The sequence below is a fragment of the Aliikangiella coralliicola genome (assembly GCF_007004725.1).
GTDB classification, from domain to species: Bacteria; Pseudomonadota; Gammaproteobacteria; order Enterobacterales; family Kangiellaceae; genus Aliikangiella; species Aliikangiella coralliicola.
In genome coordinates this window covers 685,817-700,811 of record NZ_ML660160.1, presented here as the reverse complement: position 1 = coordinate 700,811, position 14,995 = coordinate 685,817, and the positions used below count along the sequence as shown (strand labels likewise).

General features: G+C 41.7%; 12 protein-coding genes. 4 read left to right on the top strand and 8 right to left on the bottom strand.

Annotated elements, in window-relative coordinates; genetic code table 11:
• Positions 1-119 precede the first annotated feature (119 nt).
• The 3 genes from FLL46_RS02535 to FLL46_RS02525 form a co-directional block, all read right to left on the bottom strand.
• A complete protein-coding gene (locus FLL46_RS02535) occupies positions 120-1,469 on the bottom strand; it encodes a DUF819 family protein (protein WP_142891840.1) in 1,350 nt (449 codons plus the stop codon).
• Between the two features lie 213 nt (positions 1,470-1,682).
• Positions 1,683-1,868 carry a type II toxin-antitoxin system antitoxin gene (locus FLL46_RS02530; RefSeq protein ID WP_246119252.1) on the bottom strand — a complete coding sequence of 62 codons (186 nt, stop codon included), beginning with the start codon at positions 1,866-1,868 and terminating at the stop codon, positions 1,683-1,685.
• 126 nt (positions 1,869-1,994) lie between these two features.
• Positions 1,995-2,858, bottom strand: coding sequence for an SPFH domain-containing protein (locus FLL46_RS02525; protein ID WP_142891839.1), 864 nt, complete (start codon positions 2,856-2,858; stop codon positions 1,995-1,997).
• A 355-nt stretch (positions 2,859-3,213) separates the two neighbouring features.
• Here FLL46_RS02525 and FLL46_RS02520 point away from each other — a divergent pair, with 355 nt between their 5' ends.
• The 3 genes from FLL46_RS02520 to FLL46_RS02510 are packed head-to-tail and all read left to right on the top strand — an operon-like array spanning position 3,214 to position 5,346.
• Positions 3,214-3,771 (top strand): RNA polymerase sigma factor, encoded by a 558-nt coding sequence (locus tag FLL46_RS02520; protein ID WP_142891838.1) that lies wholly within the window; start codon positions 3,214-3,216, stop codon positions 3,769-3,771.
• Positions 3,761-4,435 carry an anti-sigma factor family protein gene (locus FLL46_RS02515; RefSeq protein WP_142891837.1) on the top strand — a complete coding sequence of 225 codons (675 nt, stop codon included), beginning with the start codon at positions 3,761-3,763 and terminating at the stop codon, positions 4,433-4,435. Before FLL46_RS02520 ends, FLL46_RS02515 begins: the two co-directional genes overlap by 11 nt.
• Positions 4,432-5,346, top strand: coding sequence for a hypothetical protein (locus tag FLL46_RS02510; RefSeq protein ID WP_142891836.1), 915 nt, complete (start codon positions 4,432-4,434; stop codon positions 5,344-5,346). The genes FLL46_RS02515 and FLL46_RS02510 overlap by 4 nt, the downstream gene beginning before the upstream one ends.
• A 109-nt stretch (positions 5,347-5,455) precedes the next feature.
• Here the strand turns inward: FLL46_RS02510 and FLL46_RS02505 are convergent, their stop codons facing one another.
• The 5 genes from FLL46_RS02505 to FLL46_RS02485 form a co-directional block, all read right to left on the bottom strand.
• Entirely contained in the window at positions 5,456-6,748 is a 1,293-nt protein-coding gene (locus FLL46_RS02505; protein ID WP_142891835.1) for a metal-dependent hydrolase family protein, read from the bottom strand.
• Positions 6,749-6,891: 143 nt separating this feature from the next.
• On the bottom strand, positions 6,892-7,440 hold the full coding sequence (locus FLL46_RS02500) for a porin (protein WP_142891834.1): 549 nt from the start codon (positions 7,438-7,440) through the stop codon (positions 6,892-6,894).
• Positions 7,441-7,732: 292 nt separating this feature from the next.
• Positions 7,733-9,004 (bottom strand): ATP-binding protein, encoded by a 1,272-nt coding sequence (locus FLL46_RS02495; RefSeq protein WP_142891833.1) that lies wholly within the window; start codon positions 9,002-9,004, stop codon positions 7,733-7,735.
• On the bottom strand, positions 9,001-9,690 hold the full coding sequence (locus tag FLL46_RS02490; protein ID WP_142891832.1) for a response regulator transcription factor: 690 nt from the start codon (positions 9,688-9,690) through the stop codon (positions 9,001-9,003). Before FLL46_RS02490 ends, FLL46_RS02495 begins: the two co-directional genes overlap by 4 nt.
• A 109-nt stretch (positions 9,691-9,799) precedes the next feature.
• On the bottom strand, positions 9,800-10,945 hold the full coding sequence (locus tag FLL46_RS02485) for a type 1 glutamine amidotransferase domain-containing protein (RefSeq protein WP_142891831.1): 1,146 nt from the start codon (positions 10,943-10,945) through the stop codon (positions 9,800-9,802).
• A 292-nt stretch (positions 10,946-11,237) separates the two neighbouring features.
• Between FLL46_RS02485 and FLL46_RS02480 the strand changes: the two genes are divergently transcribed.
• Positions 11,238-14,522: a pre-peptidase C-terminal domain-containing protein gene (locus FLL46_RS02480; protein ID WP_142891830.1), complete on the top strand. Its 3,285-nt coding sequence runs from the start codon at positions 11,238-11,240 to the stop codon at positions 14,520-14,522.
• The last annotated feature ends 473 nt before the right edge of the window (positions 14,523-14,995 follow it).

Genomic DNA, 14,995 nt, shown 5'->3' with positions numbered 1-14,995 from the left:
TTGTAGCAAATGAGTTTATGTTATTGGTTATCTCTTTACTTTATATAGCACAGATAATCTCTATAAGAACAAAAACAGCGCCTCACGCGCTGTTTTTACTCACTTTAGCTGGATTAATCTCAGGCTCCGGCAGCAACCATCAGAATCTGACCACAGAACCACGCTGCGTATGTGCCAAGAGCATAACCTAACACCGCTAACAATACACCAACCGGCGCCAGTGAGGGATGAAACGCTGACGCAACAACTGGTGCAGACGCCGCACCACCAACATTTGCCTGACTGCCAACAGCCATGTAAAACAAGGGAGCTTTAATTGCTTTCGCAACAATTAACATCAGTGAAGCATGAACAAGCATCCAGATCCCGCCAACAAGAAACAACCAGGGACGCTCAACAATTGCTGAAATATCCATGTGTAATCCTATCGATGCCACTAGCACATAGATAAACACAGAACCAACTCGAGAAGCACCTGCCGCTTCAAATTGCTTTAACTTAGTCGTTGAAAGCACGAGTCCAATACTCGTCGCAGTGACGACCAGCCAGAAAAATTTACTGGTCAACGAATACTTGCTCGCTGCGGGCCAGTTTTCAGCAATAAAAGGCGCAACATTATCTGCGACTAAATGACCAACGGCAGTTGCACCAAAACCAATTGCCAAAATGAGCATTAAGTCAGTTAAGTCTGGAATTCTGGCATGCTTTTTCTGGAATCGCTCCACAGTAGCCTTAAGGTCTTCAATCGCCGAGGTATCTGCGCCTGAGGCAGTGTCAATTTGTTTTGCGCGTCCTGCCATTAATAATAAAACCGCCATCCAGATATTGGCGATTATGACGTCAACAGCAATCATGCTGGAAAACAATTCACCGGAAACATCATAAACTTCTTTCATCGCCGCCTGATTTGCACCGCCGCCAATCCAGCTACCCGCCACAGTGGTCATTCCTCGCCAAACATCACCAGCAACAATATCAGGATTAATCAGCGACATTATTAGCAGCGCAATCGGCCCACCGATAACGATTCCAAGGGTCCCGGTCAAAAACAGAATAATGGCTTTAGGACCAAGCGCTTTAATCTTTTTGAAATCGATACTTAATGTCAAAAGCACCAAACTCGTGGGTAATAAAAACCGTGATGCAACATAATAGAGTTGCGAGCCACTTGCCGCTATTTTGGCGTCCTCGGGACTCTTTGCCAATTGGCATTGTTCCAAAACCCCTTTACCAGCATCGACCGCGCCACTTAAAATATCTGTGCAGGAATAATCATATGGGACGATGTGAAACGTGTGTAATAGTGACGGAATGAAATAACATAAAAGTAACGCCGGAACGAATTTATAAAATCGCCGACAATAAACATTATCACTTTTATGAGTGTAAAAAATGAGTCCTAAAATGACTGCTAAAATACCAAAAACAACGGCACTGTTTGTAATCAGGTAAGTAACTGGTTGTTGCATATAAACCCTTAGACTTAAAATTTTATTGTTATTGTAGAGCCCAACAAACAGCTTAGGTGAGCTTCAATCCCTAAAGATATCAGGCATTGAAGCAAATTTATAGCGACAAAATACAGAAAATCGTTGAGAACCAGACGGAACTCACCAAAGATCGGAGTCACCCTGCGAGCAATTCACATTACCAAATCGAAAAACTTAGGCACTAAACTGCCGTTAGTTTTCTTCAGGTTCATCAATTGGTTCAGTCTTATTATTTTTTACTCGGCCGGCTTTTCTTAAGGCATCACGCAATACATACTCTATTTGCGCATTAATACTTCTTAATTCGTCATCAGCCCAAACCTGCATTGCCCTGAGTATGTCTTCGTTGATTCGTAACGGATAAGCCTTTTTAGCCACGATTGTCTCCACTCAGCATTTCTCTACCCATCCAGAAAACAGCGGTACTTGACCTGTTTTTATCAGGCCGCAAAAGAAGCGGCCATTGCATGACAATTTTAATCGCATGTCTATCAATACAAACTATCAGTACAAACTACCGGTATTAACCACAGGCTGGGCTGCTTCATCACTACATAAAACAACCAACAGATTACTGACCATCGCTGCTTTCCTCTCGCTGTCCAACTCAACGATATCCCTTTCCGATAAGTGCAATAATGCCATTTCAACCATACCCACAGCCCCTTCAACAACCTTTTTGCGAGCAGCTATAATCGCCATAGCCTGTTGTCTTCGCAGCATGGCGTTTGCAATTTCAGGTGCATAGGCCAAGTGGCTGATCCGAGACTCAATCACTCTGACTCCAGCCTTTTCAAGACGATCTTGCACCTCGGTTTTAAGCGCTTCGGATATTTCAACAGGATTACTCCTCAATGCAATATCACCTTCTTCGTGATCATCGTACGCGTAGCTGGTCGCTAAATTTCGTAAGGCAGATTCACTCTGAATGGATACAAAATCTTCATAATCATCCACCTGAAATACCGCTTCAGCAGTATCAATAACTTCCCACACAATAACCGCCGCTATTTCAATTGGATTGCCATTTTTATCATTGACCTTGAGTTTACTGCTCTCGAAATTACGCACTCTCAATGACACCGCAGATTTTGAATAAAAAGGATTAGCCCACCGTAATCCTGGCTCATGGACTGTGCCGACATACTTTCCGAATAATTGAAGCACGCGCCCTTCCTTTGGATTCACCATAAAAAGTCCAAACCAGCAAACCAATACCGTCAAACTCAATAAAAATGCCAAGACAGCCAAAACAGGGCTCGATTTGATTAACGCTATAAATAGCAGGACAGATACCACTTGTGCGATTAACAACACAAAAATCATCAAAATTCCGTTCGGCGCTTTTATCTCTTTCTCAGTTATCATAAATCATCTCCCATGCATCTAAGTGATATCATTATGATATCACTTAGCACAAAAAACAACCGAATCTTGTGAGCAAAGATGTATTTCCTTTATATTCAGTGAGTTAAGCATTAATGCGTTATAATCAACTTGATTGGTCGTGGCCGCTTTTTACATTAGAAGAACTGGTCCTTATTCGCCTTTTGGGTTAAAACAACTGACTTTTTGTCAATTTTTCAGACAAATTCAAACTATTTCGAAAATTGCATCGACATAGGAAATACCTTCGAAACAGAAACACCTTCGATACAATGGGTCATTGAAATGAACCGGTCATCAACGACCATTTGTTATCAACAACAACCGCGGCATATTAATGTTTAATTTACGCAAAGACGAAAAACTAATAGAGAAAGCCCTCAGCGGCTCTCAATCCAGCTGGATAACGCTGGTAAAAAGATATGAAGGGCTAGTGTACAACTACTGTTTAAGAATGACATTTAACAGCTCTGACGCAATGGACTTGATGCAGGAAGTCTTTCTGGCCGTGTATCGCAATTTACCAGCCTATCGAGGCGACGGTAAATTTAAAGGCTGGATGATGCGAATCGCTGCCAACAAAACAACTGACTTTTTACGAGCCAGAGGCAGAAACCCACTTCATCGCGCTGACGACGTTGAAGAAGATAGTTTTCATTCCCATCACTCTCCGGAAAACGAGTATGAAGCATTCGCTGACAATCGAAGAATAATGGCAATGCTGGCAACTCTACCGGAAGAACAGCGACTAGTGGTTGAGTTGAAATTTTTTCAACACTTTACTTTTGAAGAAATCAGCCATCAGACCGGTGTTGCTATTAGTACCATCAAAACCCGACTTTATAGCGCCTTACAAAAATTGAAAGGTCAATTGGAGATTCAAAATGTTGTGTGATCATCAATTAGTATCTGACCATCTGTTAGACTACATCGACGAAAAGTTATCGCCTGCAGTCAGAAAGCAAGTTGAACAGGCATTGGATAACTGTGAAACCTGTCAATCCTGCTACCAGCAAGCAATAGCGCTGCACCAGGCTGCTCACCAGTGGAAACAAGAACCGGTTCCTGAATGGCACCGCACGGAATACGCAGTAAGACCCAGGCAACGTCAGCCCGGTTGGTTAAATTGGGCGGCAATGGCGACTTCAACGCTGGCAATTTTGATGGTTATTTTTCAAGTTCAATTTTCGGTTAACGATAGTGGATTTAATATCGCCTTTGGCAACCAATCCAATCAACAGGTTAACACCCTGATTGAAGAAAAACTAAATGAATATAAAAAGCAACAAGCCTTATTAATCGAAGCGCGCTTCGTCGCGCAAAGTGATAAACAGGCTACAGCTAACCAACTATTAGTCGCCAACTTGTTAGAAAAAACACGAGAAGAAAGGCGCGATGATTTGAACTTTCTTGTCACCGGCATACAGTCACAACGCTTCGAAGACCAGAGAAAAGTTGAAAAGCGGTTAGCTTCTTTAACCGACAACCAGATAGAAAATAATCAATATATTAACCAGTTAATCCAGTCTGCAAACTTTAATAAGGGAGACGACCAATGAGAACTCAATTGACTAGAAACTCTATGGTTAAAACCAGTTCAGTAAAAAAAGCGCTCTTAGCGATTGCTAGTCTAGCGACGGTAATGGGCACTAGCATTTTCGCCAAAGAATATAATTTTGAGCGAGCTCAAAAAGAAATCAAAATTATGAGTAAAATTTTTGAAACTTCGTTGAGCGAACAAACGCCGACAAAACGTCGCTACCTCAGTTCGCGCTTGCAACGAGCTGAAGCGACCTACCTCGCGAATCAGGGAATGGTATTCACTTTCAGTTTTGGTAGAAACAGCTTTTCCAGCGCCGACGATTGGGCTGCGTTTGGTCAGGGCATTGGCCACTTTGTTGAAGGTATCGCCTCTGAAGTTGGCGCGGCCATCGCTGAAGTGCCTGTTGCCCCCGTTGCACCAGACTTTCCTGAATTTAATATCGATTTCGAAGACGTTTATGACGGATATCAGGAAAGAAGAGAAGCACTCGAAGTATTGCGTGAAAAACAGCAAGAACAACGCGAACATATTCGCGAAATTCAAAGAGAAATTCGTAGCCTGGAGCGTAAAAAAGATCGCGAAAGGGATTCTGGTAACCGAGTAGAAAAACTCAAAGACGAATTAGCAGAGAAAGTTGATACCTTGAAACAACGCATGTCCGAATACAATCATTCGATGAACGAATATCGCAAGAAGCGCGATGAAAAATATACGGCAAGTTCCAAGCAGCGCTCTGATACAATCATCAGTACACTTTGTGATTACGGCGCGACCTTACGTTCATTAAAAAACAATGAACATGTTACCTTGGTATTTAGCAATTATGCCGATAACAAAGATCAGGTTTACGTATTCGAATATAGCGATGTTAAGAATTGTGACTCTAAAGAAAAATTATTAAGAAAGGCAATTAGCTATCAACTTTGATTTAGCCGATTATCTTTTCCCCTCTCCTTCAAAGGAGAGGGCCAGGGAGAGGTAAAGATGTTTTCGAGCGCTCTCCCCCTGTTTCTCAGTTTCCCTAACTTCAGATAACTTATTTGTTAACGTAGACCTTTCCGTCTTTCATCACAAAAGAAACATTTTCCATCAACGAAATATTTTTTAACGGATCACCGTCAACAGCCACAATATCTGCCAGCTTTCCATTTTCAATAGTTCCGAGTTTATCCTCAATTCTAAGCAACTTGGCAGTATTTAAAGTTGCAGATTGAATCGTCTCGAAAGCAGACATTCCAGCTTCAACCATATAACGAAACTCTCTACCATTTAGACCGTGTGGGAATACACCTGCATCTGTTCCAAAGGCTATTTTTACCCCTTTCTTATAGGCTTTCTTAAATGTCGATTGAATCTTCGGACCGATAGCTGCCGCTTTAGGCTGAACCACTTTAGGATAGTAACCTTCTTCCGCAGCCTTCTCACCCACCCATTTTCCCGCGGTAATCGTTGGTACATAATAAGTACCGTGTTTTTTCATCAGACGAATGGTTTCCTTATCCATATAAGTACCATGCTCCACAGAGTCGACTCCCGCTCTTACCGCTCTTTTCATACCTTCCGCTCCATGAGCATGAACCGCGACAACAAAGTCATAGTCTTTCGCCGCTTTCACCACAGCTTCTAACTCTTCTTGCGTAAATTGCGGATTAGAACCACTTTTTGCCAAGCTTAAAACGCCGCCGGTTACCGTCAGCTTAATAACATCAGCACCTTCTTTGTATCTTTGGCGTACAGCTTTCATTGCTTCGTCAGGCCCATTAACGACACCTTGTTCCGGTCCTGGATCGCCCATCAGTTCATGCCTTACACCATTGGTCGGATCCGCATGTCCCCCAGTTGTCGCAATACTTTTACCAGCAGCATAAATTCTAGGCCCGATAACATAACCTTTATCGATGGCTTTTCTGAGAGAAATGGGCACACCTTTAAAAAGCTCCCCTAAATCCCGCACAGTTGTGAAACCGGCTTCCAGCGTTTTGCGGGCAAATACAGTGCTGCGAAACGCTGCATCGGCATTATTAAGAAAAAATCGCTCAGAGTAAGAGGTCTTATTGATTTCACCAGACAGATGGACATGCATATCCATTAACCCAGGCATCACGGTTTTATTTTTCAGGTCGATTAGTTTTTCATCAGATTTTGGCTTTATAAAACCTTTTTCCACAGCAGTGATTTTATTGTCTTTAATTCGAATCGAGTAGTTTTGATTAACTTTCAGTTTTTTAACATCGAGAAGTTTACCCGCGTGAATGAGATAGTTTTCAGCATAAACCTGCAGCGAAAAAGGGATAAAGAGAATCAATCCAAAGATGTTTTTCTTATTCATTAAATGGTCCTGTTAGTCAAAACAACTGACAAGACTAGCTTATGGTTAAATGACAGGCAATAGTTTTGAGTGAAATAAAACTTGAAAATAGGTGAAGAAAAAAACAAAACTCGGGCGATTGCCCGAGTTTTGTTACTGATTAACTAGAAACTCCATCTAACACCAATGGATGTCTGATCAAAGTCTGATTCTTTTGTGTAATCGGCATAAACCGCCAAAGTATCAGTAAAGTTGTAAGCGCCACCCAGGGTGTAAAGATCTGATTCATCAGAATCAACATCCAGTCTTTCATAAACAGCTTTTACTTCGAAATTTTTAGTTAAGTTAGTTCGCACACCAAGCCCTAACCGATAACCATCTTCATCAAAACCAGCGTTATTTTCGAGTTTCGCCCAGTCAAGTTGCACAAAGACAACACTGCTATTACTGATTTCAGACTTGTAACCTACACCGGCATTGGTCATCTTCAATTCAGCGTTAGACTCGTCAACTTTTGAATAATCAAGATTTAGATAAACATTATCGTTAAACTCGTAGTTCCACTTGAATTCGTAGCCATCTGGCTCAGCACTAGTACCGTCAACATCCAGTTGTGTTTTTCCGATTTCAAAAAAGTTAAACGAAGGTGTTTCGGCCATCGCCCCAAAAGACAGTGTCGACAAAATAGCTGCTGTTAAAAGTGATTTTTTCATGTGTCTAACTCCTCAGACAGTTTGTTTAAATGTTCGAGGCCAGAATAGTCAGATCACGATTAACTCAAACTGAACAGAAAAGTTTGGTTACATTTAGCGTATTTGTTTAAATATTAACCACCGACTCACACAGGGAATAATTATTGTAAATTTCAAAATAATTTAACTCAAATATAAATACAGAAAAGTCGATTGATAAAAAACTTTGTAGGCCGAAAATCTAAAGAATGATTATCTTTTTTAAGGAAATTGGATGGCCAAAATTCGAACAAAAATTCAATTCCAAAAGCTTTTAATGACTAGTGCTGAAATCGATACTCACCACAGTCCCTTTTTCATCACTGTCGATTTTAAGTTCCAACCCATGCTTTTCGCAAATGCGTTTAACAATCGATAAACCAATGCCAAAACCGATACTGTTTGCTCCCTTAACCATCGACTCTGTTACCTGGTGCTTGATTGAATCCTCTATCCCTTCACCGCTATCGGAAATTAATAGCAAATTATCCGACATCGAAATTGTTACTGTTCCACTTTGGGTATAACGAAAAGCATTACTGATCAAGTTGGCTAACAAAATTTGCAGTGTTCCTTCAGTTGTCGACACCACTTGTTGCACAGAAATATTAACATCAACTTCAACCGATTTTTCTTCTATCAGATAGGCATTTTGAATAACAACTTGCTCAACAATTGGTAGTAGTCTTATCGGCACATAGTGCTGATTACTCGACTCTTCTCTGGCAAGCATCAGTAAAGTCTCAACCGATTGTTCCATCTGAAAAATTGCTGAACTAATTCGTTCCAGTAACTCTCTCTCTGTCGGCTTTAGCTCTCTTACAGCGAACAATTCTACCGCCCCCTTTATACTCGCAATAGGCGTTCGCAATTCGTGGCTTGCGTCTCGCGTAAATTGTTGCTCTCTTTCAATAAACGTACGAATACGATTCATTGCAACTTCCAAAGAACTTGCTAATATTCCAATTTCGTTTGATGGAAATTCTTTGGCAAATGCTTTAGGTAATTTATCGGGTTCAGTTTCTTTAATTAGCGATGCTAACTTAGACAATGGATTGATTGTTTTTCCGGCGATCCAGTATCCAACCCCCCATACCAGTAGCAGCATAACTAATGATGAAATCGCGAAAAACATAAGAATTTTCCCGCGAATGGGTCTAACAAATAAATAACTACTCACCTCCGCGATTAACAAGAAGCGCGGCTGTTTTTTCGATAAATAAACATGATAATGCCGGTTGTTATCGCCAGAAATTTCTTTTCGTTCTGGTTCCTCTTTTAGAATTTTTTTTATTTCTTCTGGAGCAGATTCTAAATCAGGGTAAATCGACATAAACGCTTTACTCGGTTCCGGTAACTCCTGAGTTTTCTGATAGTGATGGTGAATGCTTTGAACTTCTTCATTAATCAAGCGTTCAAAAAAGGCATCTTCAATTGAATAAATAAATAAGAAATTATGAAGACTAAATACCAGCGAAATAAATATCGCAGAAAAACTAAATCCAAAAACGATACGTTTGCGAATGCTCACAGAACTTTTTTTCATTCATCAGGCTCCAGTGAAAAACCGACGCCATGCACAGTCTTAATCATTGGTTTTTCGAAAGGTTTATCCAGGTTCTGTCGTAGTTGATAGATATGTGACCGCAACGAATCTGACTCAGTTAAATCGTCTCCCCAGATCCGTTGGCATAATTCACTGCGGCTTACCACTCGAGGATAAGCCTCGGCCAAAGTTAATAATATCGAATAAGGTATTTGATTGAGATTAATTAAATTGTCGCCACGTTTAACTTTTTGACTCTTGCGATCAATTTGCAAACTACCGATCTGAATGACGTGCTCGGTTTGCAATTGATTACGCCTGGACAACGCCAGACAACGTACTAGTAACTCTTCTAAGGCGAAAGGTTTCGTCAGGTAATCATCAGCGCCTAATTCAAAACCTTTCACTTTGTCAGTTAAACTATCACGAGCCGTTAACATTAAAATTGGAACATGACGCGAAGAAGCCTGCCGGATTTCCCGACAAACTTCCCAACCATCCATACCAGGTAACATTAAATCAAGCACAATCACGTCGTAGAAGTTCGATAAAGCCAGACTCAACCCTCGCTTACCATCGTCCGCAAAATCAAGTATATGACCCTTCGCTTCCATAAAATCAGCGATGTTTTTTGCGATAGTTGTCTGATCTTCTATCACTAGTATATTGAGTGCTAAACTTTTCATCTGTTCTCGTTTTAAAACGCTTCTATACTCTGCTTTTAAATGTCCTGTTGAAAGCTCTTAACCATGACTGACATTGTTATGTCTCAGCGTAATTTTTCAAACCAGCTTTCTACATGGCATCCAGCATTTTTTGAGCAGCATCCATTTCCGGGTGCTCTTTTAACAATGCCACTAGCTTACTCTTGGCCTTATCATTTTCGCCTAGCTTCTTATATCCTTGCGCAATCGCTAATGATAAACGTGGATTTTTCATATATGGCACAGACATTTCCATTAACTCTACCGCTTGAGATAACTCGCGATTATTTTGTGCGAATTGCAGTCGATAATAACCGTACATCGCTATCAATTCAGGTTGATACTTTTCTGCCTGCTTTGCAAACGAAGCTTTAGCGTGCTTTTTACCATCAAGTATTTCTGCAACTAGCTCGATGGTTCGATCATCTTTGAACATCTCTCGCTTAACCGGTTTGACTCCCAGTGATCGCACCAAAGCTTCTGCTGTCGCCGCGGTAGAAAACGGATTTTGTCCGGTAATTAATCGCTCATCTTCTGCAACATGTTTTAACATCATTGCTGAACTTTCAAATTTCGCGCCGCGCTCTTTTAATCGATCTTCTAATAAAAACTCAAACTTAGGCAACCACTTTTTCCCGAATGCTTTTTCTTCAACATTGGTGAAACCGTTGACGCTTTTTCCGGAAACCAGGTAAGTACCATCGGAAAGCTTAACATCGGTCAATGCAGCTGGTCCATGACAAACTGCAGAGATGCTGCCGTTGTTTTCATAAACCGTCGCAATGATTTTTTGTAATGCGCTATCTTTCGGTAAATCAAACATCGCCCCCTTTCCTCCGACAATAAATACACCATCGTAATCCGACGCTTTTACTGATTGAGTCGATAAAGTATTTGAGAGTTTTTTCATTGCAACAGAATCAACAACAACCCGGCTATTATATTCTTTTTCCGGGTTATATTTATCGGCGACTACTTTACCGCCATTGGGGCTAGCCACATCGACATCGATCCCGTTAGCCTTAAATACTAGGTAGGCTTTCGCAAATTCATCAAACTCAAAACCAGGCTGAGTTTCGCCTTCATCAACGCCATATCCTGAAACAACAACCAGAACTTTTGGCGAGGTTTGACCACCGGCATATAAGTTCATCGATAAAAAAGCCATGATGGCAAAAAATAACGCGGAAACACTTTTTGTGACTCCGCGATTAATTAAAGAATATTTTGTTTTCACAGTATTTCTCCTCTGGGGTTTTAAACAAGTGTGACAAAACCAGTGTGAAACGGCTGTGAAATGAATTTTTTTGTTCAGAATTACTTGAACATACTAAGAATAAAACAAACTGAATTTTTATCTCAATATGATTATGTATACAGAAAACACTATTCTGTATACTGACTCCGCTCAAATTTTGGCCAATGTATTTCCGAGCAAGTGATACCCATCCAATAACTAAATAGCATTGAGTATTGAGGCTTTGAACTAGCCACAAAAACTCAAATGCTATACAACAAATGGAAACACTATGAACCAATCAAGCTCAGAAATTTTATCGTTATCGCGACGAAAAAAAATCTTTAAGATTCTCATTGCAGCACTGGTAACCTTAGGCATTTTTTTCGTTATCCAACCACAAAATGAAAATACCTCAAGCAAAGCCATTAAACTGGTTGGCCCGGAAAAACCGGGTATGCACCAAGCTTTGATGAGGATGTCGGGCGGCAATTACACGCCAGAAGCCGTCAAGCAAGCCCGGCAACAGCACCGCCAACAAGTTGCCATTCAATCACGTTCATTATTGCGAAACCCAATGAATGTTCCCCAGTGGCAACTTCGTGGTCCAACCAACTTTATGGGACGAGTCACAGCGGTAGTCGCTGACCCACAAAACCCGAATAAAGTTTATGTTGGCGCCGCATTGGGCGGTGTGTGGAAAAGTACTAATGGCGGTAGTAATTTTTCGCAAGTTTTTGACGGTGCTGGTAGCCCTTCCATTGGTGCACTGGCCCTGGATCCAACAAACTCAGATATCATTTATGTCGGCACCGGCGAAGCCAATCCTGGTGGTGGATCAGTCACTCATCTGGGTGACGGTTTATGGAAAAGTTCAGACGGTGGACAAACCTGGCAACAATTAGGCCTGGAAAACAGTACCAGGATTGGCAGTATCGTTATCAACCCAAACAATACCAGCGAAATCTTTGTCGCTGCAGTGGGCAGTTTATTTGTATCCTCCAGTGAGAACCGTGGTGTCTTTAGAAGCCAGGATGGCGGCCAAACCTGGACGAAAGTGCTTGCTGGTCGAAACGGCTTCACCGGCGCAATTGACGTAAAGATGGACCCTTCTAACCCTGAGCGCTTATACGCTGTTCTATGGGAACATTATCGCGCACCGAATACCAGAGACTATGGCGGGCTGGGTAGCGGAATCTGGAAATCCACAGATGGTGGTGATAACTGGTCGCAACTCAACAATGGACTCCCCTCCACCAATAATCAGTATGGCCGAATTGCGATTGGAGTGGCACCTTCAGATCCATCGAGGTTATACGCGTCATATTCCAACGATGACGGTACTTTCAGAAGCTTCCATCGCTCTGACAATTATGGCCAAAGTTGGACGACAACAAGCGGTTCGTACAACTGCTCGACTTATTGCTGGTGGTTTGGCGTGTTAACTGTCAGCCCCACCAATAAAGATCATGTTTTCGCGAATTCCATCCAGCTCCATCGCTCTACCAATGGTGGTAACAGTTTTGGCTCGTACAACAAAGGATTCCACGTGGACCATCAGGCGATGTGGATCTCACCCAACGGAAACACGATTTATGAGGGCAATGACGGTGGCATTTATCGTTCGACTAATAGTGGAAGCACTTACACTCACTTGCCCCTACCCATCTCACAATTTTACGCCATCGAAGTAGACCCAACTAACCACAGTAAGTTGCTCGGTGGGCTTCAAGACAATGGCTCAGGTTACACTACTAACGGTTCGTCATGGAATAATTTAAACGGTGGCGATGGCTTCACAGTGCTGGTGGACAATCAAGATAGTAACTGTATCTATTCAGAATCGCAGTACGGCAATATTTATACAACTTGCGGCGGAAGCGTGAATATCAGTGGTAGAAAACCCTGGCATACACAAATGATGTTTGACGAAAGTAACAACCGGTATGTTTATTACGGATCACAATATCTCTATCGAACCTATCGCACCGGAAATAGCATCAGCTCCCCCGAGAAAGTATCGCCAATTGATTTTTCAAATGGCCCACATAGTGGCAGTTTTAATGGCAGTTACGGCACCATCAGTTCCATTCACGTACCGATTAGTGGTAACGGGAATATCATCTACCTGGGGACCGATGACGGCAATGTCTGGGTCAGTACAAACCGAGGCAGCAACTGGACACAAATTGATACTGGATTACCTGAACGCTGGGTAACTCGCGTGACCGCTGACCCACAAAATGATGCCATCGCTTACGTCAGTTTTTCTGGTTTTAGAAACGGTGAATCAGCAGCTAATCTCTACCGAACTGACAATTATGGCCAAAGCTGGACTAATATTTCAGGCAATCTGCCGAACTCCCCGGTTTCAGATATTCTGGTTGACCCAACTTACTCTTCAACCTTATACGCAGCCAATGATTACGCCGTTTATGTTTCATACGACACGGGTTCAACCTGGCAAGTTTTAGGTACAGGTCTTCCAGTGGTGCTCCATGCTGATCTAAAACTGGTTGTCGATGGCGCTGACATCGTTCTTCACTCAGGCACTTATGGACGAGCAATTTACTCTGTCAGGTTAAATGACGAGCAACGCGGTGGCGACGGAACAACACCACCCGACGTAATAGAGTTGGTTAACGGCCAAGAAACAGCAGTGCCTAACCTGGCAACCCGGGAAGCCAAAATGTTTAAACTCGAAGTGCCTGCCGAGGCTACCGATGTCGTATTTGAAATAACGGGGAATAACGGTGATGCCGATCTCTACGTCAGGTTTGGTGAACAACCCACAAATGAAGTAAATGATTGCAAATCAACTAGCTCCAATAGTAATGAAAGCTGTTCCTTATCAGCCCAGGCTGGAACTTATTATGCGCGAGTTTATGCCTATGCAGGTTTCACTAATCTTAAAATTACCGCGACCTACACAACCGGTAATTCCGGCGATACGGAGTTAGTCAAAGACGTTACGCAAAATGTACCCAACCTGGCAAAAAATGATTCGACTTATTATCAATTTACCGTTCCAGAAGGCGTATCAAATGTCAAAGTAAGCACCAATGGAAGTAACGGCGACCTTGACCTTTATGTCAAAAAAGGAGCCAGACCTGACAATAATGATTACGACTGCCGCTCAATCTCGTCCAACAGCATTGAAAGTTGTAGTCCGGGTGATACGGCTGGCGTTTATTACGTCAAAGTGTTTGCTTACTCAGCATTTACTAACGCAACGATTGTGATGACATACAATGAAGGCGGTAACGATAATGAACTGGTTAACCACCAGTGGAAAAGTGTCCCTGCTAGCCCAAGAAATGCGCTGTTGGAATACTTCTATGATGTATCCGCTGGAACCAGCTCATTGTCATTTTCTACACAGGGAGTCAGCGGTGATGCAGATCTTTATGTCAAATTTGGTTCCGTTGCCGATACCAACAATTATGATTGCAAGTCAACCTCCTCCAACAGTAGCGAAACTTGCACCATCAATAATATTCAAGCGGGGCGTTATCATGTCACAGTTCATGCCTGGAACAGCATTTCGGGAACTGAGGTTAAAGCTGATTCGAATTAATTTTCATTCCTTTTGACCTCGTTAATATCGCTAGAGTCGCTCTGATTTCAACTTTTCGGAGCGACTTTAATTGAGTCATTGCGTGTTTATTTCCTTCTTCTTATTTCTATGGCTATCTCTTTTTTTCCGTGGCACATCACATTGAAAAAATCTCTAAATCATAATGTTTTTTTATTTCTCACCTGGTGACTGTCTGGACTCGAAAGCCAAGTTTTTGCAACAAAAAAAGCTCGATAAAAAAGTCCTAAATCAAGTGTAAAAATACCACAAAATTTTCACAGCATTTAATTGCCAAGCAGGGTGTAAAATTGATAAAATTGCCTACGCAAAAACAAGGAAAAAATAGCTCAATTTATTTTGCTATTAGCGTTAAGTTAGTTCGGTATTTTTTGATATTAATGTTTTATTGTACTTATTAATAACTTTAAAATTTCCGTTACTAATACTCTAAATTTTCAAATCACTTTTATGTC